This is a genomic window from Asanoa siamensis, from assembly GCF_016862555.1.
Taxonomy (GTDB): Bacteria; Actinomycetota; Actinomycetes; order Mycobacteriales; family Micromonosporaceae; genus Asanoa; species Asanoa siamensis.
Genome location: NZ_BONE01000024.1, coordinates 20,908 through 44,111 on the forward strand (window position 1 = coordinate 20,908; position 23,204 = coordinate 44,111).

Genomic DNA, 23,204 nt, shown 5'->3' on the forward strand with positions numbered 1-23,204 from the left:
CCTGGCGAACGTCGGCTAGACTTCGCATCGCCCATCCGACTCCGTACCCCTGGAAGGTTGCGATGGTCGCCCACGATCTCTCTGTCGACTTCGCCGCGCTGCGGGAGTTCCACAGCAGCCTCGCGCCCCGGCTCGACCAGGCCCGCGCCGCCCTCGACGCCCTGACCGCGGCGCCCGGCGACGACCGGCCGGCGCTGGGCGGCTTCCACGACGGGCAGCAGCGGGCCGACCGGCACCAACTCCTGCACGACGAATATGTCCTGCGATTGAGCCGTCTGGTCGACGCGCTCCGTATAGCGGAGCAGGCGACGGCCGAGGTCCTGCGGATCTACCTCGACGCCGACGCGGCGGTCGACACGACGAAGGTCGACCGTGAGCTCGACGGGGTGAGTGAGGTCGGCGATGGCAGCACCAAGGGTGGTTGACGAGTTCTACGAGCGCTACCGGCGCGAACCGCACGAGAAGCTGCACCAGATGCTGGCCGAGGGCCGGCCGGAGCAGGTCGACGCGGTGGCCGAGACCTGGCACCGGGTCGAGCAGCACGTCGGCGGCGTCGCTGACGGGTTGCGCGCGGAGCTGTCCCGGGTCCTGCCGGCCTGGGACGGCGGCGGCAGCCGGGAGTTCCAGTATCGCCTGGGGCTGATCGTCGCGTACGCGGAGAAGCTCGCGGCGGAGGCGTCGGTGATGCGCACCGGGCTCACGGTGATGGCGCGGGCGTTGGCCGACACCCAGCGGTTGGCCGAACCCGACCGGCCCGAGCCGCCGCCGGCCGACCCGGCGGCCCTGCTGCTCGGTCGGGTGCTGGCGGGGGAGGAGCGGGAGAAGGCACGCGAGCGGGTCACCGTGTTGGTGGCCCGGCTCGCCGCGGACTACGCGGTGGCCGACCACCGCATCTGGCCGGCCTGCATCCCGGCCGAGCCGGCCGACCTGCCGGCCGGCGTCTCGTCCGGCAGCGAGGCGGTGCCGGGCATCGACGACACGCTGCCGGCGAGGGTCGACGCGCTGGCCTCGTCGACTCCCGCTCCGGCGGTCACGGCCCTGGCGGGCGCGGCGGACCTGCGCGCGATGCCGGCGGCGGCCGCCGCGGTGTCACTGCCGTCGGGCCCGATCACGGCCTCGCCCGGCGCCGCCGCGGTCCCGGTCAGCGTGCTCGGCGGCGCCGGCGGCGCGGTTACCGGTGCCGGCCTGGCCGGCGCGGTGGCCCGGGACCCGGTCGACCGCCCCGCCACGGCCGTGACGGCCCAGGTGGACAGCGCCGGCGTCCCGATGATGGGCGGCGCGGGTCTGGGCTTCGGCGGGCGGCCGTCCGAGGGCTACGCGGTCACCGACGGCCGTCTGGCCGAGGGCACGAACGCCTGGGAAACCGACGGCGACCTCGACTGGCAGGCGGGAGCCGACGCGCCACCACCGATCCTCCGCGACCAGGTCGCGTGATCGACCGCCGGCGCGACGCGGTGATAGAAAGGCTGGATGAGTGTCGACGCCGGCTCGAACAAGCGATCAGCGGACCCCTTTCTCGACCTCGACGCGTACGTGCGACTGCCCCGGCTGGGCGGGCTGTTGCTCTCCCCGGACGGCACTCGGCTCGTCGTCGGCGTGGCCACACCCGACCGCGAGAACAGTCGGTACGCCACCGCCTTGTGGGAGGTCGATCCGGCCGGTGAGCGGCCGGCGCGGCGGCTGACCCGCAGCGTCAAGGGTGAGTCGTCCGCGGCGTTCACGCCGGCCGGCGACCTGCTGTTCACGTCCGCGCGGCCCGACCCCGACGGCGACGACGGCGAGGGTGAGCCCAAGGCCGCGCTGTGGCTGCAGCCGGCCGGTGGCGGCGACGCGCGCGTGGTCGCCAAGCTGCCCGGCGGTGTGCAGGGCGTGCTGGTCAGCGCGGGCGGCACCGTCGTCGCCGGCTCCGGGCTGCTGCCGTCGTCGGCCGATCCCGACGCCGACCGGGAGGCCCGCAAGCGGCGCAAGGACGACGGGATCTCGGCGATCCTGCACGAGGAGTACCCGATCCGGTTCTGGGACCACGACCTCGGCCCGGCCCGCGGCCGTCTGCTCGCCGCCGACCTGACCGCGGACGGCGCCCTGCCGTTGCGGGACCTCACCGGTCACGTGGGCCGGGCGCTCGAGCACGAGAACGAGTGGGACGTCGCGCCCGACGGCCGTACGGTCGTCGCCACGTGGATGGTCGCCGAGCGGGGCGGTTCGGAGCGGGGCACGCTCGTCGCGATCGACGTGGCGACCGGCGCGCGCCGGGTGCTGGCCGACGATCCCGAGCAGGAATACAGCAACCCGGTGGTGTCGCCCGACAGCGCCCGGGTGGCCGTCGTGGTGCGGCGACGGTCCTCCGTGGACGATCCCGGCACGGCCTGGCTGGCGCTGCTGCCGCTGGCCGGCGGGGAGCTCGCGCCGTTGACCGCGGCCTGGGACCGGTGGCCGCGCGGCACCCGCTGGACCCCCGACGGGTCGGCGCTCGTGGTGGGCGCCGACGACGAGGGCCGCGCTCCACTGTGGCGGGTCGACGCCGCGACGGGGGCGGTGACGCGGCTGACCGAGGACGACGGCGCCTACACCGACGTCCGGATCTCGCCCGACGGTCGCTGGGTGTACGCCCTGCGCAGCGCGGTCGACAGCCCGCCGGGCCCGGTCAGGGTGCCGCTGTCGGGTGGCCCGGTCGAGGACCTGCCCGGTCCGGCGGGAGCCGCGGTGCGCGTACCCGGGCGGTTGGAGGAAGTGACGGCGACCGCGGTCGACGGCTCGCCGCTGCGGGCGTGGCTGGCGCTGCCCGCCGACGATGCGGCGCCCGTACCCCTGCTGCTCTGGATCCATGGTGGACCGCTCGGCTCGTGGAACGCGTGGACGTGGCGCTGGAACCCGTGGATCGCGGTGGCGCGTGGCTACGCGGTGCTGCTGCCGGACCCGGGGCTCTCGACGGGCTACGGCTACGAGTTCGTCAAGCGCGGCTGGGGCTCGTGGGGCGACGAGCCGTACACGGACCTGCTGGCCCTGACCGACGCGGCGGTGGCCCGCCCGGACGTCGACGAGACCCGCACGGCCGCGATGGGCGGCTCGTTCGGCGGCTACATGGCGAACTGGATCGCGGGCCACACGGACCGCTTCGACGCGATCGTCACACACGCGTCGCTGTGGGCGCTGGACCAGATGATGACGACGACGGACGCGGCCTACTACTGGTCGCGCGAGTTCACGATGGACCGCCTGGACGCGAACTCCCCGCACCACACGGCGGACGCCATCACGACCCCGATGCTGGTGATCCACGGCGACAAGGACTACCGCGTCCCCATCGGCGAGGCCTTGCGCCTCTGGTGGGACCTGCTGTCCCGCTCGAAGGACGAGGACGGCACGACGCCGCACAAGTTCCTCTACTTCCCGGACGAGAACCACTGGATCTTGAAACCGGGGAACGCGAAGGCCTGGTACGCGACAGTGCTGGCCTTCCTCGACCATCACGTCCGCGGGAAGGAGTGGCGGCGCCCGGACCTGCTCGGCTGAAGTCTCTCCGACAGGCGGGCCTCGGCGCGGCAGCGCGGATCGAGAGCGTCCAGCAGGGTCGACAACCGGCGCATGACCCGCATCGCGTCGGGCGGTGGTGGCCGGTCCGCGGAGGCGGCCTCCAGCAGGGCGGCCGTGGCATCGTCCAGGTCCCTACGGATCCACCGCGCACCGGCCGCCCGCGCCCGCAGGCAGAGCCCGACGGCGAGCAGGAGGCGATCGGTGCGGTTGGCCGCACCGGCGTCGACCACGGCCGTGGCCAGGGCGACCACGTCGTCGACCAGGCTCGGGGCCGGCGCCGGTCGGGTCGGATCGAGCAGGTCGTCCAGCGCGTCGAACAGGTCGGCGCCGCCACTCACGCGGGCCCGCAACTCGCGTCGCAGCGCGCCGGCCTCGTCCGGATCGCTCGGCGCGGCCGCCGGGGCCCGGACCTGTCGCGGAGTCGGCTCGCCGGCCGGGTCGTCCGCTTCCACCACCGCGACCGGCCGGTCCAACGGGTCCCGGTCGGCGACCTCGTCGGCGTCGAAAGCGGTCAGGTTGATCATCGGCCCGGCCGTGAGGACGGTGGACCGCTCCGTGTGGAACTCCTGGATCGCGGCCATCGCCGCCACGAGCTGGTTCATGGCCGCCGTGCCCGAGCCTCCACCCCTGATCGTCACGATCGTCCGCAGCGCGTCCGCCATGCGGAGCAACAACTCGGCGGCGTCCTTGGCCTCCCGGGTCAGCGGCGCCCGGCGGACCGCCTCGAAGCATTCCACGGCGCGATCGACATCGACGGTCGCGCTCGGCGGGAGCCCGTCGTGCAGGATGCGGGCGGTGAGGTCCGGTCCCTGCAGCAGGCTGACCAGGTTCCTCAGGTAGAGCTGGCCGAGGGTGAGCTGGCAGTTCTCCCACACGGCCGGCGGCAGGTGCCGGCTGGCCAGCGCCTCGCGGATCTGCGCGACGGCGATGTCGCGGTCCCGCGTCGGGCTCAGGTGCGCCAGGTGCCGCGTGCCGTAGAGCTGGCCGCGCAGCGCCGACACCCGCCGGCGCACCTCGTCGCCGTCCTGGAAGTAGGTGTAGGCCTCGTCGGCGGCCGTGATGGCGTCGTTCAGGAACGGGAGTGCCGCGGGCTTGCCGGGACCGGCCCGCCAGTACGCGTTGCTCAGCTCCTGCGCGAGCTCGACCAGCGGACGGGCGCGGACCGGGCCTTCGAGTGGGCGCAGTTCGGCGCGGAGCTCGTCGATGGTGGACAACCGTTCTCCTCTCCTCACCGGCCGCCGTGCATGAAGCCGGCCCACTCGGTGGCGTTCGCGGGATCGTGGCCTGAGTCGTCGAGCTGCCGGCGCAGCGAGTCGGGCATCTCGTCCGGCACGTGCCGGTCCGGGTCGAGCATCCAGAGCTGGGCCCGGTGCAGCGACTCCCACACCGGCAGCCGTTCGTCCATCAGGTAGTGATGGAACATGAACATCAGCAGCGATGTGCCGGCGTCCGGAATCGTCCACTGTGTCGACAGGACCGACCGCGCACCCGCGGCCAGGAAGGCCGTGCCGAGGCTGTAGGCCTCGTCGTAGTCGCCGGCGGCGAGTCCGGTGCTGCAGGCGGCCAGCACCACCAGACCGACGTCCCGTTCGGGGACCCCGCTCATGAGCGTGACGAGCTCCTCCGCGGCCAGTGGTCGGCCGTCGGCGAGCAGCAGGTAGGCGCCCTTCGTGTCGACCACACCGTGGCAGGCCAGGTGCAGCATCCGGCCCGCCGCGCGGCCGGTGGCGGTGAGCCAGGCCCGGACCTCGTCCGCTGTCCCGGCACCGGAGGGGCTGATGCCGCGGTCGTCAGGGAGGCGGCCCAGGTAGCGACCACCGCGATAGAACGAGCCCCAGATCTCGTACGCCTCGGCCCGGGCGCCCAGGAGCGTCGCGGCCGCACCGGCGGTGTCGGGATCGCCGATCACCATCCCGAGACGTGACGGAGGAACCGGACGCAGGTCGGCGCTGTGGCAGAGCATGCGGGCCGACGCCGTCTGCGAGAGCGCGACCGAGGTGACGGCCGGCTCGCCGCCCGCGCGCCTGGCCGCCTGCCACGGGATCAGCGCGAGCTCGCCCATCGGCACGAAGGCGAGCCGGGGAACGCGCGTGGACGGCTTGTGCCTCAGCGTCGGCAGGAAACCTTCGACCAGGGGCCGCATCGCGGCCCGCCAGGCCCAGTCGCACACGACGTCCAGCCGGCTGGTGAACGTCCGGTCGAGCGAGAGCAGGTCGCGGTGCGCTCCCCGGCCCACGCGCGCGGTGTCCCGGGCCTTCGCCGCCGCGAGATAGGCGGCGACCTCGGGGCTGTCGGCCGGGCGCAGCGCGGGCAGTGCCAGATAGGCCAGCCGTCCGCGGGCCGGGACCGCGACGGCGAGACCGGGCCAGCCGTCGGTCGCCGGGACCAGATAGACGAGGGCGTCGAGGTCGAGCTCGGACAACGCGGCGCGGATCTGGCGTGTGTCCGGAGGATCGAACAGCGCGCCGTCGGGGACGATGTCGGCGAGGATCCCGATCACCTGGCGCCGCAACGCGACGCTCGGGCCCGGCCCGTCGCTCGCCGCTTCCCACTCCTCGGCGAGCCCGGAGTGGCCGGCGGCGCGCAGCCGGTCGGCGACCGCCCGCAACTCCGTGGCCGCGTAGAGGGCGAGGCCACGCCCGGCGTCGAGCGCACGGACGGCGCCGGCCACGTCGTTGGCCCGGATGCAGCTGTGAGCACCGGCGATGGCCGATGCGGAGGCATCCCGCGCCGCCGCGGCCGCTCCGGCCGCGTCGGCCCGCATCAGCACCTGCCACACGTGCGTACGCAGCGACTCGACCTTGTCGATGTGTGAGTCCGCACCCTCGCCGAGTCGGAACCGCACCTGGCTGAGCAGCTCGTGCACCATCTCGAAGGCCCCGTCCTGCGGGCCTGCGAGCAGGCTCTTCGCCTCCAGCGCCAACCGCCGTGCCTCGGGCAGGTCCACGGGGTCGTTCGTGAACTCGGCGCGGCGGAGCAACCCGAACCCGAGGAGGCACAGGTGCTGCACCCGCTGCGGATGATCGGGCCGGGACGCCGCGAGTGCCGCCCGGAGGCGGTCGACGCCCTCGTCCCAGCGCCGCGGACCGGCCTCCGGCCGCAGGAGGCGCAGGCCCGCGTGCAGCTCGCCGAGCGCGATCTCGTTCGCGCTCACCGGCGCCCTGGGCATGCCGCTCGCGATCATGGTGGGCAGTTGTTCGATCAACGGGTCGACGAGCCCGCGGAGCACACCGCCCGCCGGCGCGTCGTCCGCGACATCGTCCGTCGTGAGTTCCGCCGAGAGCCGGTCGACCTCGGCCACCGCCGCACCGACGTCCGGCAGGTCGTGAACGGCGGCCTGTGCGATCAGCACCGTGGCCCGGGCCATCGCCCGGGTCCCGCGCCACGACGTCAGCGGCGGCGGTTCGGCCTCCGCGACGGCCAGCAGGGCCTCGATGTCGCGACCCAGCGTGACCAGCGTCGCCGGGTCGCCGTCGAGCAGGCGCTCGATCAAGGCCGCCGCGAGGAGGCCCCGGTGCGGCCGGTCGGGCGCGATCTCCAGCAGCGCGGTGGCCGCCTCCCCGATCGCCGGATGGCCGGCCAGCGCCGCCGCGACCATGGCGTACCGGTCGGCGTCGTCGCCCATCGGGTCCTCCCTCCGGCCATGGCCCGGTCAGAGCAGGTACGCGTGGTTGCGAAGCTCCGCCTCCAGCGCGGCCCGGCGGCCCGGCTCGTCCTCCGCCGAGGTCGCGGTCTCGAGGTCGGCGATCAGCTTCTCCAGCGTCGCCCGGTCGTCGTCCGCCACGAACGGCAGCACCTTGTCGCGGGCCTTGCGTACCAGCGCCTGCGCCTCCGGGGAGAGCTTGCGTTGCCCGCCCGACCCGTCCATCAGGCTGTCGACGCTGCGCCGCATCCCGGGTAGCTGGGAGCGGTCCTCGCCGGCGCCCACCGCGACCTCCTGCTCGGACAGCACGGCGCCCGTGCGCTGGTCGCGGACCAGGACGTGCAGGATGCCGTCGAGGTCGTACTCGTAGGTGACCGTGAACGCGGCGTCCGACTTCAGCCGCTGGCCCGCCATCTCGACGTCCCAGTTCTTGAGGATGACGTTGTCCTCGTGGCCGATCGGCTTGGTCGGGTCGCCCTCGATGACCTGAAGGTTGACCTTCTCCTGGAAGTCCATGGCGGGCACGTAGGAGTCCGTGGCGCGCGCCGGATACTTGGTGTTGCGCCGGATCAGCACGGAGAACTCGCCGTCGGGTGGCGAGGAGTCGTTGTGCACCACGGTGCCCAGGGCGTGCTCGGTGCCGACGTGGAAGTCGAGGTCGGTGACCGAACCCTGCAGGATGCCGGCCGCGATGGCCGCGCCCTGCGCGATCGCGAGCATCGGGTTGACGCCGTCGGACGGTGCCACGCCGACGATGTCGGCGACGAACGCGCGGATCACAGGCATGTTCGAGCTGCCGCCGACCATGACGAGGTGGTCGATCCGGCCCGGGCTCTCGCGCAGGCAGGTCTCCAGCGGCTCGCGGGTGCGCTTCACCAGGGCGGCGATCGACTCCTCCAGGATCGCCCGGGTGACCGGGTGGTAGCCGCCGGTCGGCAGCGGCACCCGCGTGGCGGTCTCCCGCGACAGCTCGATCTTGGCCCGTTCCAGGTCGAGCCGGAAGAGCGCGTGCTGCTCGGCCGTCCACCCGTTCGAACCCGCGATCCGCGGGAGCACGGCGGCCGCGAACGCCTCGTCCACGTCCAGTCCGCCGAGCCGTTGCACACCCTTGGACGCCTGCTCGATGAACACGCCGTCGAAGGCTTGGAGGACGGTGACGTCCAACGTGCCGCCGCCCCAGTCGAAGACCAGGACCCGCTGGTTCTGGCCGATCGCGTGCGCGAACGCCATGGCCGCCGCGGTCGGCTCGTTGATCAGTGCCAGCACCTCCATCCCGGCGAGGCCCGCCGAGAGCTTGGTGCGGTAGCGGGCCAGGCCGCGGCTGTTGGCCGGGATCGTCACCACCGCCCGGTCCAGCCGGGAGACGATCCCGGCCGCGGCGGCCTGCTGCTGGATGTGCCGGAAGAACATCGCCGCCGCGACCTCGACCTTGAGCTCCTGGTCGCCGATGGTGACGGAGTCGTCGGTGGCGAAGAGCCGCTTGACCGCCTCGAGCTTGCCGGCACGCTGCCGCTTGGCGGCCCAGCCGAACACCGGGTTCCCGCGGTCCAGGCCGATGACCGACGGCAGTACGCGGTCGAACTCCAGGTCGGCCCACTCGAGCGGCAGGTCCGGATCGAGCGGCACGGCTTCCACCCCGCCCGCAGTGCTTCTGGCCAGCACGCTGTTGGTGGTCCCGAAGTCGATGCCGAACGCGTCACTCATCTCTTGCCTCCCTCGTGTTGCGGGCGTCGGGCCACGTGCCGGGCCCGACCCAGCCGGACAGCGCGACCGGTGAACTGATCGACGTAGGCGGCTTCGAGCACCTCGACGGGGCCGCTGTCGGCGTCGTCGACGAACTCGAAGCAGCGCGCGAAGTCGGGATGGTGCGGATCGGTCACCTTCTCCAGCCCCGCCTGCTCGAACCAGCGGTCGAGCAGGTCCGCCAGGTCGTCCGGCCCGGCGCCACGCCGCAGCGCGACGTCCCACTGGGCGAGCTGCGAGAGATGACTGGTACGCGCCGAGACAGCGGTGACGATCTGCTTGCGCAGGCCCTCGTACGCGTCGGCGGCCACGGCGGCGGCGGGTTCGCGCACCAGGGTGACCGTCTCGATCCGTTCCATGCGCCTGTCCATGCGGTCGACGAGCGCGTCGATGTGCGCGAGCCTCGTGGTGATCGCGTCGCGTCTCTTGCCGAACACGGGATGTCCCTTCGTCGTGGGCCTGGGGTTCAGGGGGCCGGCACCGGGGTGCGCCCGGCCTGCTCGAGCACGAGGTCGCAGAGGTGTTCGGTCGCCGCCTGCCGGACCAGATCCGCCAGGGCGGCGCCACTGTCGGCGGTGCGGCGTGGCAGCGGGCTCGGCGGCGGGGCGAACTCACCGGGGCCGGAGGCGGTGAGGACGGCCGGGTCGAACGGGATCCGGTAGAGCCACAGCACCGTCTCGGGTTCCCGGATGGCCTCGTCGATCTGGTTGAGTGCCCAGGTCAGGTCGGTGAACCGGTCGCGTCCCGCGCTGCCGAGCCGGCGCAGGGCGCGCGCCTGCCGGGCGAAGGCCACGTTGGCCTGTTCGCGGCTCGCCCCGAACGGAACGCCGAGCAGCACGTACGGGTTGCGGTCAGCGCCCATAGGGCAGCACGTCCCTTCGTAGCCGGGCGACCTCGTTCGCGAGCGACGTCGCCTGCGCACCGACCGTCCCGGCGAGCTCACGCAGGTCCTCGGGGACCGGGAGCCGGCCGAGGAGGGCCTGGTAGGCGCCCAGGCGGCCGGCCAGGGCGGCGAGCTCGTCCAGGATCGTGACCTGCCGGTGCTGCAGGAACCGGATGTTGGCGTGGTCCCATTGCCGCCGTTGGACCACCGCGTTGTAGTCGTCGCTCAACCGGTCCACGACCGCCGTCTGGCTCTGGGCGATCGACACCGCCGCGATGGCCACGCACCTCGCCAGCTCCTCGCCGACCCGCTCGCGCAGCGGATCGGCCAACGCTCCGTCGTTGCGCAACCACCGTTGGGCCGGGTCGAACAGCAGCTTCTGCTCCGCCTCGGGACGGATGTCCTCGCCGTCGCCGAGGCTCGCGGCGATGTGCGCGCCGGCCTGCGTCGACAGGATGTACCGCTCGCCCGGTTCGAGCACGCCGCCGTCCAGCAGGATGTGGATCACTCCGGTGAGCCCGACGGCCTCCCCGAACGGGCGGTGCACCAGGTCCAGGACCAGTTCCACGAGCCAGTCCCGTTCCCGGGCGATCCACTCGGGCCGAGGGCTGCGCTGCCAGATCGGCACCAGCACCTGTCCGAGGTCCGCGAGCGTGTCGGGCCGGTTCTCGTCGAGGATGCGGCAGCGGGTCTGGAAGAACCGCATGATCTCCGCCTGGGTCTGGTTGACGAAATGGACCGAGGCGCCGGCCAGCCAGGCCGCGTCGTTGTTCGCACTGAACTTGGTCAGGGTCAGGAAGAGCGCGTCGTCCTCGATCGGATTGGCCAGGCGGGCGTGGACGAGATCGGCCAGGGGCGCCGGGTAGTCGGGGACGGCGTCGTCGGCCAGCCAGAGACCGATCGCCCGCAGCAGGGCGGCGTTGCCGACACGCCGATCCGAAGCCTCGCGGGAGAGGCGGCCGAGCGGCTCGAGCGCGTCGGTGGAGCCCCGCCCGGCGGCGATGATCGAGGCGTTGAGCACCATTCCGGCCCGGAACGGCGCGTCGGGACCGGCGTCCAATGTGGCCAACGCCGCGGCATCCTCGCCGAGCTGCCATCGCGCGAAGGCGGCGAGGCTCGCGACCTCGTCGGCCAGCGGCCAGTCGCGGATCGTCCCGGTCAGCGCTCCGGCCTGGCGCACGGCGCCGGCCCAGTCCCCGTCGTAGACGAGCCGGGTGAGGCCGCACACGTCGAACCAGGACGCGAACTCGGGGTGCGCGTCCCGCACCCGCCGGCTCACCGTGAGCCGCCCCGCGACAGCGGCTTCGCGCAGCAGCGGCCACGCCGACCGGTCGGCGGCGAGCTGTTCCGACACCTCCCCGGTCGCGGCGGACAGGTCGTCGACCAGCGCACGGGTCGCCGGCCACAGGTCGTCGACGTGCGCGCGATCCCGGTCACGCACGTACGCGAGCAGGGCGCGGTAGTGCCGCACCGTCTCGTCGGCCGGATCGAGGCCGCCCAGCGCGTCGGCGTCGCGCGCCAGGTAGTGCCGCCGGGCCGATTCGGCGACGAAGCCGGCAGTGGTCAGCTCGGCCGCGTCGACGCGACCGGGATGCAGCCGACAGCGCAGGTAGGCGCGCAGGTCAGCCGGGAAGATGCCGTTGTCGGCGGGAACGGCCGTCAGCGCGCCGGCGTCCACGAGGTCGTCGAGCAGCGCCCGTGGCAGGTCGCGCAGCAGCGCGACGTAGTCGTTCAGGTTGCTGCCCGCCAGGCCGGCCACGTAGGCGTCCAGCGCCCGGACAGCGGGCCCGGACCGCGGCCTGATCGGTATACGGCGGCGGTCCCGGATCGCCTCGGCACCCGCGAGCGCCGGCGCGGCCGCGGCTCCCCACCTGCCGGGCAGCGTCGAGGCGAACTCGACCACGGCCGCGGGCGGGTCGTCGGCCGCGGTGCGACCGAGCACGCGCCGGAGGGCCCTGGCGTCGGGTGACGACTGTTCGAAGGGGGCGAGTTGGGCGGTGGCGAGCGCGGCGAGCGCCGGATCGGCGCGCAGGCCGGCGGCGGTGGACAGCAACAGCGCCACCCGCACCGCGTACCCGTCGGGGGGCAGCTTCGCGAGCCACGCCAGCATCTCCCGCAGGTCGCCGCGCAGCGCGGCGTGCCGTGCCTGGTACCAGCTCAGCTCCGACTCGGTCAGGCCGGCCCGCGGCAGCCAGACCTGCCGCCCGAGGGCGATCGCGTCGACCGCCGCGGCGCGCCGGCGGGAGAGGTCGCGACCCGCGAACTCGTCGCCGATGGCCTGCAGCCGGTCGTGCGGCCAGGAGCCCTTGATCGTGCCCATCGCCTCGGCGCGTGACGCCGACCAGAGCCGGCCCGCCTCGCCGATCGTCGCGGGTGCCGGGACTTCGACCCGGCGCATGCCGGCGAAGTCGGCGGCCGACACCGTGACCGGCTCGTCGCCGCGGCCGAGCAGGGAGACGGCGTCGCCGGCGGTGCCCACCACGATCACGTTCCGGGAGAGGAAGCGTCCCGACGACACCACGACGATCCCGATCAGCGGGTCTCCGGCGACGGCGACGTCCAGCGCCTGCCCACAACCGGCGCACGCCGCCGCACCGGCGACCGCGTCCACGCCGCAGGATCGGCACCAGGGCGGCCCAGCGTTCTCAGGCACCATGGCGCACCCACCCGACGCCGTCGCGGAAGACGAAACCGCCGACCTTCGTGCCCGGCGGCAGCGCGGGCGGCGGAGTTGTCCGGACGGTCCGGTGCATCGACTCGTAGAGCGCCCGTGCGGTCGGCCGGTCCGCGGGCCGGTCACTCAGGCTGCGCTCGAGCAGGTCGGCCGCGTTGGCGCCCCAGGCGGTGCGGAAGATGTCCACCGCGACCTTCGGCTTGCGGTTGACCGACCTGCCGCGGCCGTGGTCGACGACGCGGACCAGCATGAGGCCGAGCTTGTAGACGTCGGTCGCCCGGTTCTGCATCATCGTCTGGTTCAGCGGCGTGGTGACCGACTGGACGGTGCCGGCCCGGCGTGCGGCCCGCAGCCGTGCGGCCGCCAGCAGCGCCTCGGGCGGCTCCCAGTGCGGCGTGTGCGGCTGCCCACCGAAGGCGCCCTGGCTGCCTTCGAGCCGGGCGCCGTCCGCGTCGACGACCATCACACGCGGTCGCGGGCCGTCGAGGTCGTAGACCATGTTGCGCCCCGAGATGTCGCCGAGCACCAGCTTCTGCTCGTGCACCCGCGCGCACACCTTGGCGATCTGGACGGCGACACCGAGGCGTTGCACGGGCGTCGCCTCGGGCAGGCCGAGCCTGGCCATGTCCGCGGTGGCGCCGAAGAGCAGGTCGACCTCGCGCGGGCCGCGGCTCACCGTGCCGGTGCGGCCGCGCAGGTCCTGGAAGAAGTGGTCCGGAATCAGGGGGAGCAGGATCCCGCACACGCCGTAGTCGTCGTCGACCACCCGGACGGCCCAGGTGATGCGCTCGTCCCAGCGGGCACGCTCGTCCGTGGCCATCCGCAGCCGCTGCTGGACCAGGGAGAGCAGTCCGGTGCGCAGCGCGTGACCACCGAACTTCCTGGTCTTGGCGTTGTACTCCTTGAACACCACGGGTGGCGTGTCGGGCAGGCTGAAGCGGGGAAGGCGGTAGATCACCGCCGTTCCGCCTTTGCCCAGGTACTCCAGCGGACCGAGGTCGGCCCGGTGGACGGTCGCCGCGTCGCTGCTCATCATGGCTCCGCGGCCGTCCAGACCGCGACGGCGGTGCGGTCGTCCACGAAGGTCCTGCGGTAGAAACCGACCTGGTGCGCGAACTCGATGGTGTCGGGCGGGCTGGTCCACTGCTCCGCGAGGAACCGCCCGACCACGCCGCCGCCGGACCCCATCGGGTCGCCGATGCCGTCACTGATCACCGCCAGCACGTCGCCCGGCCGTAGCTGGATCGCGTTCGGCTCCGGTGTGACGACGCGGGGGAGCGGTCGGACCTCCGAGGACGCGACCTCGTCGCCCGCGCCCTTGACCGCGGTGACCGGCGACCAGGCACCGTCGCGCAGCAGGAGCGCCGAGGAGTCCCCGGCGATGGCGGTCACCAGCGACCGGTGTGTGCCGTCGGGGCCCGGGTGGGTCGCGACCACGAACGCGACCGCGGTCGAGGACATGTGCTGGCGGACGTCGGCGAGGGTGACCTCGTCGGCCTCGATCTCCTGCTGCTGGTTGCGGGACGAGCGCAGCGTACGCAGGAACTCGTTCTTGATCGCGTCGTTGGCGCTGTCCACGGCGGCGTCCCAGCGCAGCTTCCCCAGGTCGGCCTCGATGCCCGCCTCGGCGAGCCCGTCGATCAGTTCGCTGACGATCTTCTCGCAGGCGAGATCGGCGGCCCGGTGCGAGAGCTTGCCGGCCGAGACGCCGTCCGCGACGCAGCCGACGAGCCAGTGACCGTCGCGGGTCACCGCGACCGCGTACGAGTCCTGGCGGGGCTTGCCGGTCTCCAGATGGCTCAGGCCGCGCAGGCTGGCCGCCCGGTAGTCGAGCGACCCGACGCGGCAGCCGTCCACGGCCAGGTCCGGGCGACGGCGCACCAGGACGGCCGGCGTCGCGACGACCGCGGGCTGGTTGCCCGGGTCACCGACGATCCAGCGGCCGTTAGGGTGGCGCCGCCAGTGCGTGGGCGGCATCTCGCCGGGCTCGGCCGGCGTGACCGCCTCGTCGTCCGCCGCGGGCTCCGCGAGCGCGACCCCGGCCGCGTCCGGCTCGCGGACGTCCGACGGCTCCGCGCGCTCAGTTCCAGTCACTGTCGAGGTCCTCGTCTTTCAGGACGAACCCGCCACCACTGCCGTGGTCGGTGACCGACTGGGCCGAGGCGATCACGCTCGACAGCAGGACCTCGGCCACCTTCGTGATCGCCTTCGCCGCGTCGACGCCGTCGCCCGCGACATAGCTGCGCATCGGCTTCTTCGCACCGTCGGCCGCGTTCGGGTGCACCCACTGGTCGAGTTGCGCCTTGGTAGCCGTGCCGATGCCGAACGGGATGATGTTGGGGCGCAGCTTGAACGCCGGATCGGTGAGATCCTTGAAGGCCCGCACGATGTCGTCGTGGTCGTCGGTGGGCTCCCCGTCGGTGATGAAGAAGATCGCCGGCCGGTACGCCTTCAGGTTGTCCCCGCGCAGCGTGGCGTAGTCCTTCTCGATCTCCTGCCGCAGCAGCCGGAAGGCGGCCTCGTACGAGGTGGCGCCGCGCACGGCGAACTGCGGGATCGGGTCGATGTTGCGCACGTCGTCGAGCCGCATCACGACCCGGGCGTCGTCCGAGAAGTCCACCGCGCCGAGCCGGACCACGTCGCCCAACGTCGGCGACTTCTCGATGCCGTCGATGACGGTGGGCAGGATCTTGTTCGCCGCCTCGATCGGGGTCATGCCGTCGTCGGCGCCGACACTCATCGACAGCGACACGTCGACGACGACGTAGAAGGGGAGGACCAGGAGGCGATCGTCCCCATGGCTCGAACCGCTCATCGGATTTCCTCTCGTCCGCCAGACACAGGTGAGCGGCGGCAACCTCCGCTCGCCGTGAACTGACGGACAGCACCCCGGAGGCACACGATGGACGTCGAGTCGACCGCCGCCGCGCTGCGGGCGGTATCGGACCATGACCCGTCTCTCCTGACCGAGCCGGCCCGGCTGGCCAGGGCCCTGCGCGACCTGCTGCCCGACGACGACCACGCTGTGCGCCTGCTCGTGGTGGCCGCACGGACAGGCCTGCCGGGGCTGCTGGCCGGCGGCCACGCGCGGGAGGCCCGCAACCGCCTCACGGACCATGCGGGCCTGCGCGCCGAGGTGGCCGAACAGCTCGTGTCCGCCTGGATCGCGGCGTCGACAGGTGAGGTCCGGTCCAGCGCGGCCGACCGCCCCGGGTTCGTCTCCGAACGGCCCGGCGTCCCGACCGCGGTCGCCGTCCAGCCGGGACCGGCGGGTGCCGCGGTCGTCGGCCTGGTCACCGGCAGCGGGGTCTTCGTCGGCGACGGCAGCGGCTGGCGCCGCGTCGCCACGCCGACCGCGACCGTCTCCCGTGACGTGGCGCTCGCCGACCACCACGTCTTCTGGTCGGGTGCGGGCGGCGTGTTCGCGCGACCGGTCACCACCCCCGGGGGTGTGGTGTCACTCGGTGAGCAGCGCACCGTGGTGACGGCCGACCAGGTCCGGTACCCGCTGGCGGCGGTGTCCGGCGACGGCGAGTCGGTGGACGTGTTCTGGACACCGGACCGCGTCCGGATCGCGCACCGGGCGCTGCGGGGCTGGGCGACGGGGTCGGGTGTGGACATCGGGGCGGTCCCGGGCGCTGGGCGGCTGGCGGCCTTGGCGGCCGGTGCGGCCGGCCCGCGGGCGATGTGGCTGGCGGCGCTCACCGAGTCCGGCACGCTCGCGTACGCGGCGTGGGACCCGGCCGGTGGCGGCCTCGGCAGGTGGACGGCGCTCGCACCTCCGGTGCCGATCGCGGCGCTGACGCTCGCGGGTGGTGTCCTGCTCGGCTGTACCGCAGCCGGCCACCTGCTCGCGTACGACCTCGCGGGCGCGCGGACCTGGCGCAGTGTCGACCCGCCGGCACAGGCGCCGCGGCCGGAACGGGCGCCGCACGCGCTGGCCGCGGCACCCGGGCTGCTCGTGGTCGCGGCGGCGCGGTTCGCCTGGCTGGCGACCGTGTCGATCGCCGACGGCGTCCCGACGCTCGGCGCGGCCCGCCCGCTGGACCTCTAGCGCACGGCCCGTCGCGCCGCGTCGCACACCGAGGCGGCCACCTCTTCCGGCGTGCCCAGGGTCAGCGGGTGGCGCGTGCCGCGCAGGCCCGCGGCGGCCAGTGCCGGCACGTCGGCCGGAAGCGCCAGATGCAGGTCGGCCTCGATCGCGTCCCGGGCGGCCAGGACGTCCTCGTCGCGGTCGGTCGGCAGGCCGTCGGCCACGACCAGCACCGTCGGCTCCGGCGCGGTGAGGCCGTCCGCACGGAGCAGGGCGGCGTCGCTCCCGACGGTGCCGACGAGGAGGCGCAACGCCGCGGCCAGGGAGCTGAAGCCACCGGCACGCGGGGCGGGCAGGACCTGGACGTCCCGCGCGCGGGTGAGCGGGATCAGCACCGCCGCCTCGGTGGAGTAGGTGATCATGCTGAGCCACGCGTCGTCCCCGCCGGTCCGTTCGAGGTCGCCGACGATCCCGGGCAGCGCGCGGACGACACCGCCGTGGAAGCCTCGACGCACCGTGGAGCCCGACACGTCCACGACGAGATAGAGCAGTACGGTCACGGTCACATCGCCCCGTGTCGGATCTGACGGACCGGTCGCGACCCGTCCCGGTCATCGACGAACGCGCCTCGGCGTCTCAGGATGAGACGGGAGACGGTGTCGACACGCGGTGTGATGCGGATATGGAGCCGACGACGTTCGCGCAGGTCGCTGAGGTGGTGGCCGGGTTCGGTGCGCTCGGGTTGTTGACCGGCGTGCTCAATGTCGTCGCCCTGCGGGCCGTGCGGATCGACGAGGTGCCCGGGTGCGTGCAGCCGCGGATCCGGTGGTGGTGCGCGCACAATCCGGCATTTCTCCGCGTCAGCGCGGCGGTGACCGTGGCCGGGCTCGTCATGATGGTCCTCGCCGCCACCTAGCCGAAGAACGTGTCCCACAGCAGGAAGATGTTCAGGGCGATGATCAGCCCCGCGATCGTGCCCGCGGTCGTGTTGGTCAGGCGGTTGTTGACGAAGACGCCCATGATGTCGCGGCGGCGGGTCAGCAGCAGCAGGGGCACCAGGGCGAACGGGATGCCGAACGAGAGGACCACCTGCGAGATCACCAGGCTGTCCGTGGGCGGCAGGCCCAGGCCGAGCACCAGCAGCGCCGGCGCCATCGTCACCGCGCGCCGGAGGAACAGTGGGATCCGGCGGCGGATGAAGCCCTGCATCACGACCTGACCCGCGTACGTGCCGACGCTCGACGATGACAGGCCCGACGCCAGCAGCGCCACCGCGAAGGCCAGGGCCGCGCCGCCGCCGACCATCGAGGCCAGGCCCGCGTGGGCGCCCTCGATCGAGTCGATGTCGGAGCGGCCGCCGCCGTTGAACAGCTCGGCGGCGATCACCAGCATCGACAGGTTGATCAGGCCGGCCGCGCCCAGGCCGATCACCACGTCGAGGCGCTGGAAGCGCAACAGCTCGCGGCGCTCCGCGTCGTCGCGGCAGGCCACCCGGGACTTGGTCAGTGCCGAGTGCAGGTAGACCACGTGCGGCATGACCGTCGCGCCGATGATGCCGCAGACCAGCAGCAGGCTGTCGCCGCCGGAGAGGCGGGGCACCAGGCCCGACGCGATGCCCGACGGCGAGGCGCCGACGACCAGCAGGTCGTACAGGAAGCCCAGGAAGACGATGCCGAGCAGCGCGATGATCGCCAGCTCGAAGCGCCGGTAGCCGCGCTGCTCCAGCGCCAGGATGGCGAACGCCACGACCGCGGTGATGAGGCCCGCGGCGAACAGCGGCACGCCGAAGAGCAGGTGGAGCCCGACCGCGGCGCCGACGAACTCCGCCAGGTCCGTGGCCATCGCGATGATCTCGGCCTGCACCCAGAGGCCGCGGGAGACCGGCTTCGGCAGGTGCTCGCGGCACAGCTCCGGCAGGTCGCGACCGGTGGCGACGCCGGCCTTGGCCGACAGGTACTGCACCAGCATCGCCATCAGGTTCGCGACCACGATGACCCAGACGAGCGTGTAACCGAACTTTGCGCCGGCGGTGAAGTTGGTGGCGAAGTTGCCCGGGTCGATGTAGGCGACGGCCGCCACGAACGCGGGCCCGAGCAGCGCCACCATCCCGCGCAGGCGCCCCCGGGAGCGCAGCTCCCGCAGTACGGACGGGGCGACGGCGGGCACTGCCACGCCGTCGCCCTTCACGGGTCCCACGGTGCGAGCTAACCGACCGACGGGCCGAGGCCCAGCGACTGCGGTGTGCTCGAGTCCGGCGACGGCTGCTTCAGGCCCTCGTCGAGCGGCCCGAACTCGGTCATCAGCGCCGCGCTGCCGCCCCACGGCGTCTGCTCCTCGGCGACCAGCGTGTTGGTGGTCAACAGCAGCCCGGCGACCGAGGCGCCGTTCTGCAGCGCCGACCGGGCCACCCGCAGCGGGTCGACGATGCCCATCTCGATCATGTCGCCGAACCGGCCCTCCAGGGCGTCGAAGCCCTCGCCCGGCCCGAGCTTGGAGATCCGGTCGACGACCTCCTGGCCGGAGTACCCGGCGTTCGCGGCGATCAGGAACGCCGGCTCGGTCAGCGCCCGGCGGACGATCTCGACCCCCGTCGCCTTGTCGTCCTTGACGTCCAGCGCGTCCAGCGCGCTCGCCGCGTGCAGCAGGGCCGCGCCGCCGCCTGCGACGATCCCCTCGGCCATCGCGGCCCGGGTGGCCGACAGCGCGTCCTCGACCCGGTGCTGCAGCTCCTTGAGCTCGGCGTTGGTCGGCGCGCCGACGTTGATCACGGCGACCTTGCCCGACAGCGCGCCGATCCGCTCGGTCAGCACGTCCTCGTCGGCGCCGAACGTCGCCCGCTCGAGCTCGGCCCGGAGCTGGGTCACCCGGAACTCGACCGCCGCCGCGTCGCCCGCGCCGTCGATGATGGCCGTGCGCTCGGCGTTGACGCGTACCTGGGCCGCCCGGCCGAGCTGGTCGAGCGTCATCGTCTCCAGCGTGAAGCCGGAGTGTCGGCTGTAGACGGCGCCTCCCGTGATCGCGGCGATGTCCTCCAGCTTGTGCAGCCGGCGGTCGCCGAACCCGGGCGCCCGCACGGCCACGCACTGGAACACCCCGTTGACGTGGTTGTGCGCCAGCATCGACAGCGCCGTGCCCTCGACGTTCTCCGCGACGATGATCAGCGGCCGCGGTGCCCGCATGATCTTGTCGAGGATCGGCATGAGCTGCTGGACCTTCGTGATCTTCTCACTGCAGAGCAGGATGTACGGGTCGTCCACGACCGCTTCGAGGCTCGCCGGGTTGGTCACCATGTAGGGCGACAGGTAGCCGTTGTCGAACTCGAAGCCCTCGACGAACTCGACGCTCATGCCGTGCCGCTGCGACTCGTCGACGGTGACGATGCCGGCGTCGCCGACGGTGTGCAGCGCGGCCGCGATGACCGACCCGACCGCGTCGTCGTCGTTGGCCGAGATGGCCGCGACCCGGCTCAGCTCCTCCTGTGTGGACACCGGGCGGCTGACCTCGCGCAGGCGCTCGACGAGGCGGTCGACGGCCAGGTCGACACCCCGCTTCACGAGTACGGGGTTCGCCCCGCCCTCGATCGCCCGCATGCCCTCGTGCACGATCGCCTGGGCCAGCACGGTCGCGGTGGTCGTACCGTCGCCGACGATGTCGTTGGTCTTGATCGCCGCTTCCTTGACGAGCTGCGCGCCCATGTTCTCGAACTGGTCCTTCAGGTGGATCTCCCGGGCGATGGTCACGCCGTCGTTCGTCACGACCGGGGAGCCCGTGATCTTCTCGAGGATGACGTTGCGCCCCTTCGGGCCCAACGTCGACTTGACCGCCTCGGCCAGCTTGTCGACGCCGTTCAGCAGGAGGGAGCGCGCATCGGCACCGAAGCGCAGTTCCTTGGCCATCGGAAGGGCTCCTTTACGGTACGAGGATGGCGCGGCCGCGGACCCGGCCGGCGTCGAGGTCCTGGATCGCGTCGACCGCGGCGTCCAGCGGATAGGTGCGGGTGTGCAGCGTGACCCGCCCCGCCTGGGCGAGCACCATCAGCTCCGCGAGGTCGTTGTAGGTGCCGACGATGTTCCCGACGATGTTGCGCTCGGTGGAGATGATGTCGAGGGTCGGGATCTCCACCGTGCCGCCGTACCCGATGACGAAGTAGGAGCCGGCCCGCGCGGTCATCGCGAAGCCGTCCTTCTCCGCGCCCTGCTCGGCGACGAAGTCGAGCACGACGTCGGCGCCGCGACCGTCGGTCAGGTCCTGCACCGCCTGCACGTGCGACCCGTCCGCGACGACGGTGTCGTTGGCGCCGATCTGCTCGGCCAGCTTGAGCGCGTCGGGGTTGCGGTCGACGACGACAATCCGCGTGGCCGTCAGCGCCGCCAGGCACTGGATCCCGATGTGCCCGAGGCCGCCGGCGCCGATCACGACGGCGGTCGTGCCCGGGAAGAGCAACGGCGCGGCCTTGCGGACCGCGTGGTACGCGGTGATGCCGGCGTCGGCGAGCGCGGCGACATCCTTCGGCTGGGTCGAGGGATCCAGCTTCACGCACGCCCGCTCCGACGTCAGCAGGAACTCGGCCATCCCGCCGTCGCCGGACAGGCCCGGGAAGGAGCTGTTGACGCAGTGCATGTCGTCGCCGGCCCGGCAGGCCCGGCACAGCCCGCAGGTCGGCGTGGGGTGCAGGATCACGGTGTCGCCGACGGCGACGCTGGAGACCGCCGAGCCGACCTCCTGCACCCAGCCCGCGTTCTCGTGGCCGAGCGTGTAGGGCAGCGCGACACCCATCGCCGCCGCCCACTGCTCCTCGATGATGTGCAGGTCGGTCCGGCAGACACCGGCGCCGCCGACCCGGACGAGCACGTCGAACGGGCCCTTGACGGTCGGGTCCGGCACCTCCTCGACCACCGGCAGCTCGTGGTACGCCTTCAGCCGGACAGCCTTCATGTCTCCTCCTCCACTCCGTAGCGGTGCCGCAGCATGCCGCGGCAGATGCCGGTGTTGGCGTCCAGGCTGGTGCGGGTCAGCCGGGCCTTGCGCAGGTGCAGGGGCACCGCCTCGGCGCCGACGGCCGCGCCGGATGCCGGATCGACGAGCAGGGGGGCCTCGTCGCCCGCGGGCAGGCCCAGCTCTGCGCGGCGGCCGCGCAACCGGTCGAGGGCCGGCGACGGCGGCACCTCGCCCAGCGTCATCGCGGCCAGGGCCGCCGGCGACGAGCCCGAGTCGACGAGTGGCCGGCACACCAGGTCGGTGCCGGCCAGCACGGCCTTGCGGAGGAAGTCGGACCGCAACGAGTCGAGCTCGTCGACCGCCTCGCCCTGGAAGGAGGCGACGAACCCGGCCCGCGCGGCCACCCCCTCGTTGATCGCGTCGGCTGCGAAGTGGTCGTCCAGCACCACCTCCGTCCGGCGCACGCCGTCCACGGTGGACACGGCGTCGTAGGCGTCGGCCACCATCAGGTAGGCGAAGTTCGGCGCGCAGAAGTAGGTCGGCAGCCGCAGGTGCACCGCCGCGTCGCCGTCCGGGGACAGCGATGCCGACGCGACGAAGCCGAGCGTGGTGATCGGCTCGTCCAGCTCAGGGTCGCGCACCTCCCCGAGGGCCTCGAGGAGGGTGCGCGACCCGACCGTGGTGGTCATGCCAACGTGGCCGCGGGCGACTCTGCCGACACGCCGACCGAGTCGTCGCGGGCGGCGGGGGTGCCGGCGTCGGCCGGGAGCTGGCACTCCGCGGGCACCTCGATGCCGTACAGCTTCGCGGCGTTGAGCCCGAGGATCTTCTTCTTGGTCGCCGTGGTGACCCGCGGGTAGTCGGAGAACTCGTCACTCGGGTAGTCCCAGTCGACGAACCCCTCGATCTGCCACTTCGGTTCCCAGATGCCGTAGTCGCTGCCGAAGGTCATCTTGTCCTCGCCGACCCAGAACAGCAGCTCGCCCATCACCTTCGCGAAGAACCTCGGCCGGGCGTGCATGAGACCGCCGATGACGACCGAGAGGCCCGCGTACACGTTGGGCTCCTGGGTCGCCATGAAGCAGAAGTCCTCGATCCGCGGCAGGCCCACGTGCTCGACGATGAAGTTCAGCTCGGGGAAGTCGGTCGCGGCGTGGTCCACGTCGGACACGTCGAACGCGTCCTTGTCCAGCGGCCAGATCGTCGGTCCCTTGTGGACGTGGATGTTCACGATCCCGAGGTCCCGGCAGGCCTCCAGATACCTGTACGCACCGGGGTCCGTGAGCTTCCAGCCGCGCGACCCCTCGCGCCACTCGGCCGTGTAGAGCTTGACACCCTTGCTGCCGTAGCGCTCGACGTTCTCCGCGAGCTTCTTGAGCCCGTCCTCACCCTCGCGCGGGTCCCACCGCGTGTTGGCGATGAACTTCCCCGGGTGCTTCTCGCCCAGCGCCGCGTTGCGCTCGGTGGTGTTGAAGCCGTCCCGGTACCACTCGGTCAGGTAGGTGGGCTGGAACACCGCCACGTCGACGTAGCCGTCCTCAAAGACGTCCTTCATGAGGTCGTCCTCGGTGTACGACATGAACTTCTCGATCGGCCAGTGCGTCTCGGCCGGCGCCAGGCCCTGGTAGGCGTGGAAGCACTCGATCCAGCCCTTGGCGTAGTGCTCGGCACCCGGCACCCAGGTCTCCGGACCCGCCTGCCAGTAGTGCATGTGGCTGTCGACGACGAAGTACTTCTCCCCGTCCTTCTCGTACAC

General features: G+C 72.9%; 20 protein-coding genes. 5 read left to right on the top strand and 15 right to left on the bottom strand.

Features of this window, described 5'->3' with window-relative positions; translation table 11 throughout:
• The first annotated feature begins 62 nt into the window (after positions 1-62).
• Genes Asi02nite_RS16545 through Asi02nite_RS16555 form a run of 3 tightly spaced genes read left to right on the top strand, consistent with a single transcriptional unit; the run spans position 63 to position 3,513 of the window.
• Positions 63-425, top strand: coding sequence for a hypothetical protein (locus Asi02nite_RS16545; protein WP_203713877.1), 363 nt, complete (start codon positions 63-65; stop codon positions 423-425).
• A complete protein-coding gene (locus Asi02nite_RS16550; RefSeq protein WP_203713878.1) occupies positions 403-1,434 on the top strand; it encodes a WXG100 family type VII secretion target in 1,032 nt (343 codons plus the stop codon). Before Asi02nite_RS16545 ends, Asi02nite_RS16550 begins: the two co-directional genes overlap by 23 nt.
• Positions 1,435-1,470: 36 nt before the next feature.
• Positions 1,471-3,513: a S9 family peptidase gene (locus Asi02nite_RS16555; RefSeq protein WP_203713879.1), complete on the top strand. Its 2,043-nt coding sequence runs from the start codon at positions 1,471-1,473 to the stop codon at positions 3,511-3,513.
• On the opposite strand, the gene Asi02nite_RS16560 is transcribed toward Asi02nite_RS16555, so the two are convergent.
• Genes Asi02nite_RS16560 through Asi02nite_RS16600 form a run of 9 tightly spaced genes read right to left on the bottom strand, consistent with a single transcriptional unit; the run spans position 3,468 to position 15,292 of the window.
• The gene (locus Asi02nite_RS16560) at positions 3,468-4,748 is read right to left on the bottom strand and encodes a hypothetical protein (protein WP_203713880.1); all 1,281 of its coding nucleotides are present in this window, start codon (positions 4,746-4,748) and stop codon (positions 3,468-3,470) included. The genes Asi02nite_RS16555 and Asi02nite_RS16560 overlap by 46 nt on opposite strands.
• A 14-nt stretch (positions 4,749-4,762) precedes the next feature.
• Positions 4,763-7,159 carry a CHAT domain-containing protein gene (locus Asi02nite_RS16565; RefSeq protein ID WP_203713881.1) on the bottom strand — a complete coding sequence of 799 codons (2,397 nt, stop codon included), beginning with the start codon at positions 7,157-7,159 and terminating at the stop codon, positions 4,763-4,765.
• Between the two features lie 27 nt (positions 7,160-7,186).
• On the bottom strand, positions 7,187-8,881 hold the full coding sequence (locus Asi02nite_RS16570; RefSeq protein ID WP_203713882.1) for an Hsp70 family protein: 1,695 nt from the start codon (positions 8,879-8,881) through the stop codon (positions 7,187-7,189).
• Positions 8,878-9,357: a hypothetical protein gene (locus Asi02nite_RS16575; RefSeq protein WP_203713883.1), complete on the bottom strand. Its 480-nt coding sequence runs from the start codon at positions 9,355-9,357 to the stop codon at positions 8,878-8,880. Before Asi02nite_RS16575 ends, Asi02nite_RS16570 begins: the two co-directional genes overlap by 4 nt.
• Positions 9,358-9,386: 29 nt before the next feature.
• Positions 9,387-9,782, bottom strand: a complete 396-nt coding sequence (locus Asi02nite_RS16580) for a hypothetical protein (protein WP_203713885.1) — start codon at positions 9,780-9,782, stop codon at positions 9,387-9,389.
• Positions 9,772-12,414 (bottom strand): hypothetical protein, encoded by a 2,643-nt coding sequence (locus tag Asi02nite_RS16585; protein WP_203713887.1) that lies wholly within the window; start codon positions 12,412-12,414, stop codon positions 9,772-9,774. Before Asi02nite_RS16585 ends, Asi02nite_RS16580 begins: the two co-directional genes overlap by 11 nt.
• Positions 12,415-12,448: 34 nt before the next feature.
• Positions 12,449-13,510, bottom strand: a complete 1,062-nt coding sequence (locus Asi02nite_RS16590) for a hypothetical protein (RefSeq protein ID WP_203713889.1) — start codon at positions 13,508-13,510, stop codon at positions 12,449-12,451.
• Entirely contained in the window at positions 13,510-14,571 is a 1,062-nt protein-coding gene (locus tag Asi02nite_RS16595; protein ID WP_203713891.1) for a protein phosphatase 2C domain-containing protein, read from the bottom strand. The genes Asi02nite_RS16590 and Asi02nite_RS16595 overlap by 1 nt, the downstream gene beginning before the upstream one ends.
• Positions 14,558-15,292, bottom strand: a complete 735-nt coding sequence (locus tag Asi02nite_RS16600) for a vWA domain-containing protein (protein ID WP_203713893.1) — start codon at positions 15,290-15,292, stop codon at positions 14,558-14,560. The genes Asi02nite_RS16595 and Asi02nite_RS16600 overlap by 14 nt, the downstream gene beginning before the upstream one ends.
• A gap of 87 nt (positions 15,293-15,379) precedes the next feature.
• Here Asi02nite_RS16600 and Asi02nite_RS16605 point away from each other — a divergent pair, with 87 nt between their 5' ends.
• A complete protein-coding gene (locus tag Asi02nite_RS16605) occupies positions 15,380-16,531 on the top strand; it encodes a hypothetical protein (RefSeq protein ID WP_203713895.1) in 1,152 nt (383 codons plus the stop codon).
• On the opposite strand, the gene Asi02nite_RS16610 is transcribed toward Asi02nite_RS16605, so the two are convergent.
• Positions 16,528-17,070 carry a vWA domain-containing protein gene (locus Asi02nite_RS16610; RefSeq protein WP_203713897.1) on the bottom strand — a complete coding sequence of 181 codons (543 nt, stop codon included), beginning with the start codon at positions 17,068-17,070 and terminating at the stop codon, positions 16,528-16,530. The two genes, Asi02nite_RS16605 and Asi02nite_RS16610, sit on opposite strands and share 4 nt — an antisense overlap.
• A gap of 122 nt (positions 17,071-17,192) precedes the next feature.
• Between Asi02nite_RS16610 and Asi02nite_RS16615 the strand changes: the two genes are divergently transcribed.
• Positions 17,193-17,426, top strand: a complete 234-nt coding sequence (locus Asi02nite_RS16615) for a hypothetical protein (protein WP_203713899.1) — start codon at positions 17,193-17,195, stop codon at positions 17,424-17,426.
• On the opposite strand, the gene Asi02nite_RS16620 is transcribed toward Asi02nite_RS16615, so the two are convergent.
• The 5 genes from Asi02nite_RS16620 to Asi02nite_RS16640 are packed head-to-tail and all read right to left on the bottom strand — an operon-like array spanning position 17,423 to position 23,204.
• Positions 17,423-18,697 (bottom strand): Nramp family divalent metal transporter, encoded by a 1,275-nt coding sequence (locus Asi02nite_RS16620; protein WP_275410348.1) that lies wholly within the window; start codon positions 18,695-18,697, stop codon positions 17,423-17,425. The genes Asi02nite_RS16615 and Asi02nite_RS16620 overlap by 4 nt on opposite strands.
• A gap of 17 nt (positions 18,698-18,714) precedes the next feature.
• The gene (gene groL, locus Asi02nite_RS16625; RefSeq protein WP_203713901.1) at positions 18,715-20,406 is read right to left on the bottom strand and encodes a chaperonin GroEL; all 1,692 of its coding nucleotides are present in this window, start codon (positions 20,404-20,406) and stop codon (positions 18,715-18,717) included.
• A 13-nt stretch (positions 20,407-20,419) separates the two neighbouring features.
• Positions 20,420-21,445 carry an NAD(P)-dependent alcohol dehydrogenase gene (locus Asi02nite_RS16630; protein ID WP_203713903.1) on the bottom strand — a complete coding sequence of 342 codons (1,026 nt, stop codon included), beginning with the start codon at positions 21,443-21,445 and terminating at the stop codon, positions 20,420-20,422.
• Complete coding sequence (locus Asi02nite_RS16635) at positions 21,442-22,137, bottom strand: iron-sulfur cluster assembly protein (protein ID WP_203713910.1); 696 nt, start codon at positions 22,135-22,137, stop codon at positions 21,442-21,444. Before Asi02nite_RS16635 ends, Asi02nite_RS16630 begins: the two co-directional genes overlap by 4 nt.
• Positions 22,134-23,204 carry an amidohydrolase family protein gene (locus tag Asi02nite_RS16640; protein WP_203713912.1) on the bottom strand — a complete coding sequence of 357 codons (1,071 nt, stop codon included), beginning with the start codon at positions 23,202-23,204 and terminating at the stop codon, positions 22,134-22,136. Before Asi02nite_RS16640 ends, Asi02nite_RS16635 begins: the two co-directional genes overlap by 4 nt.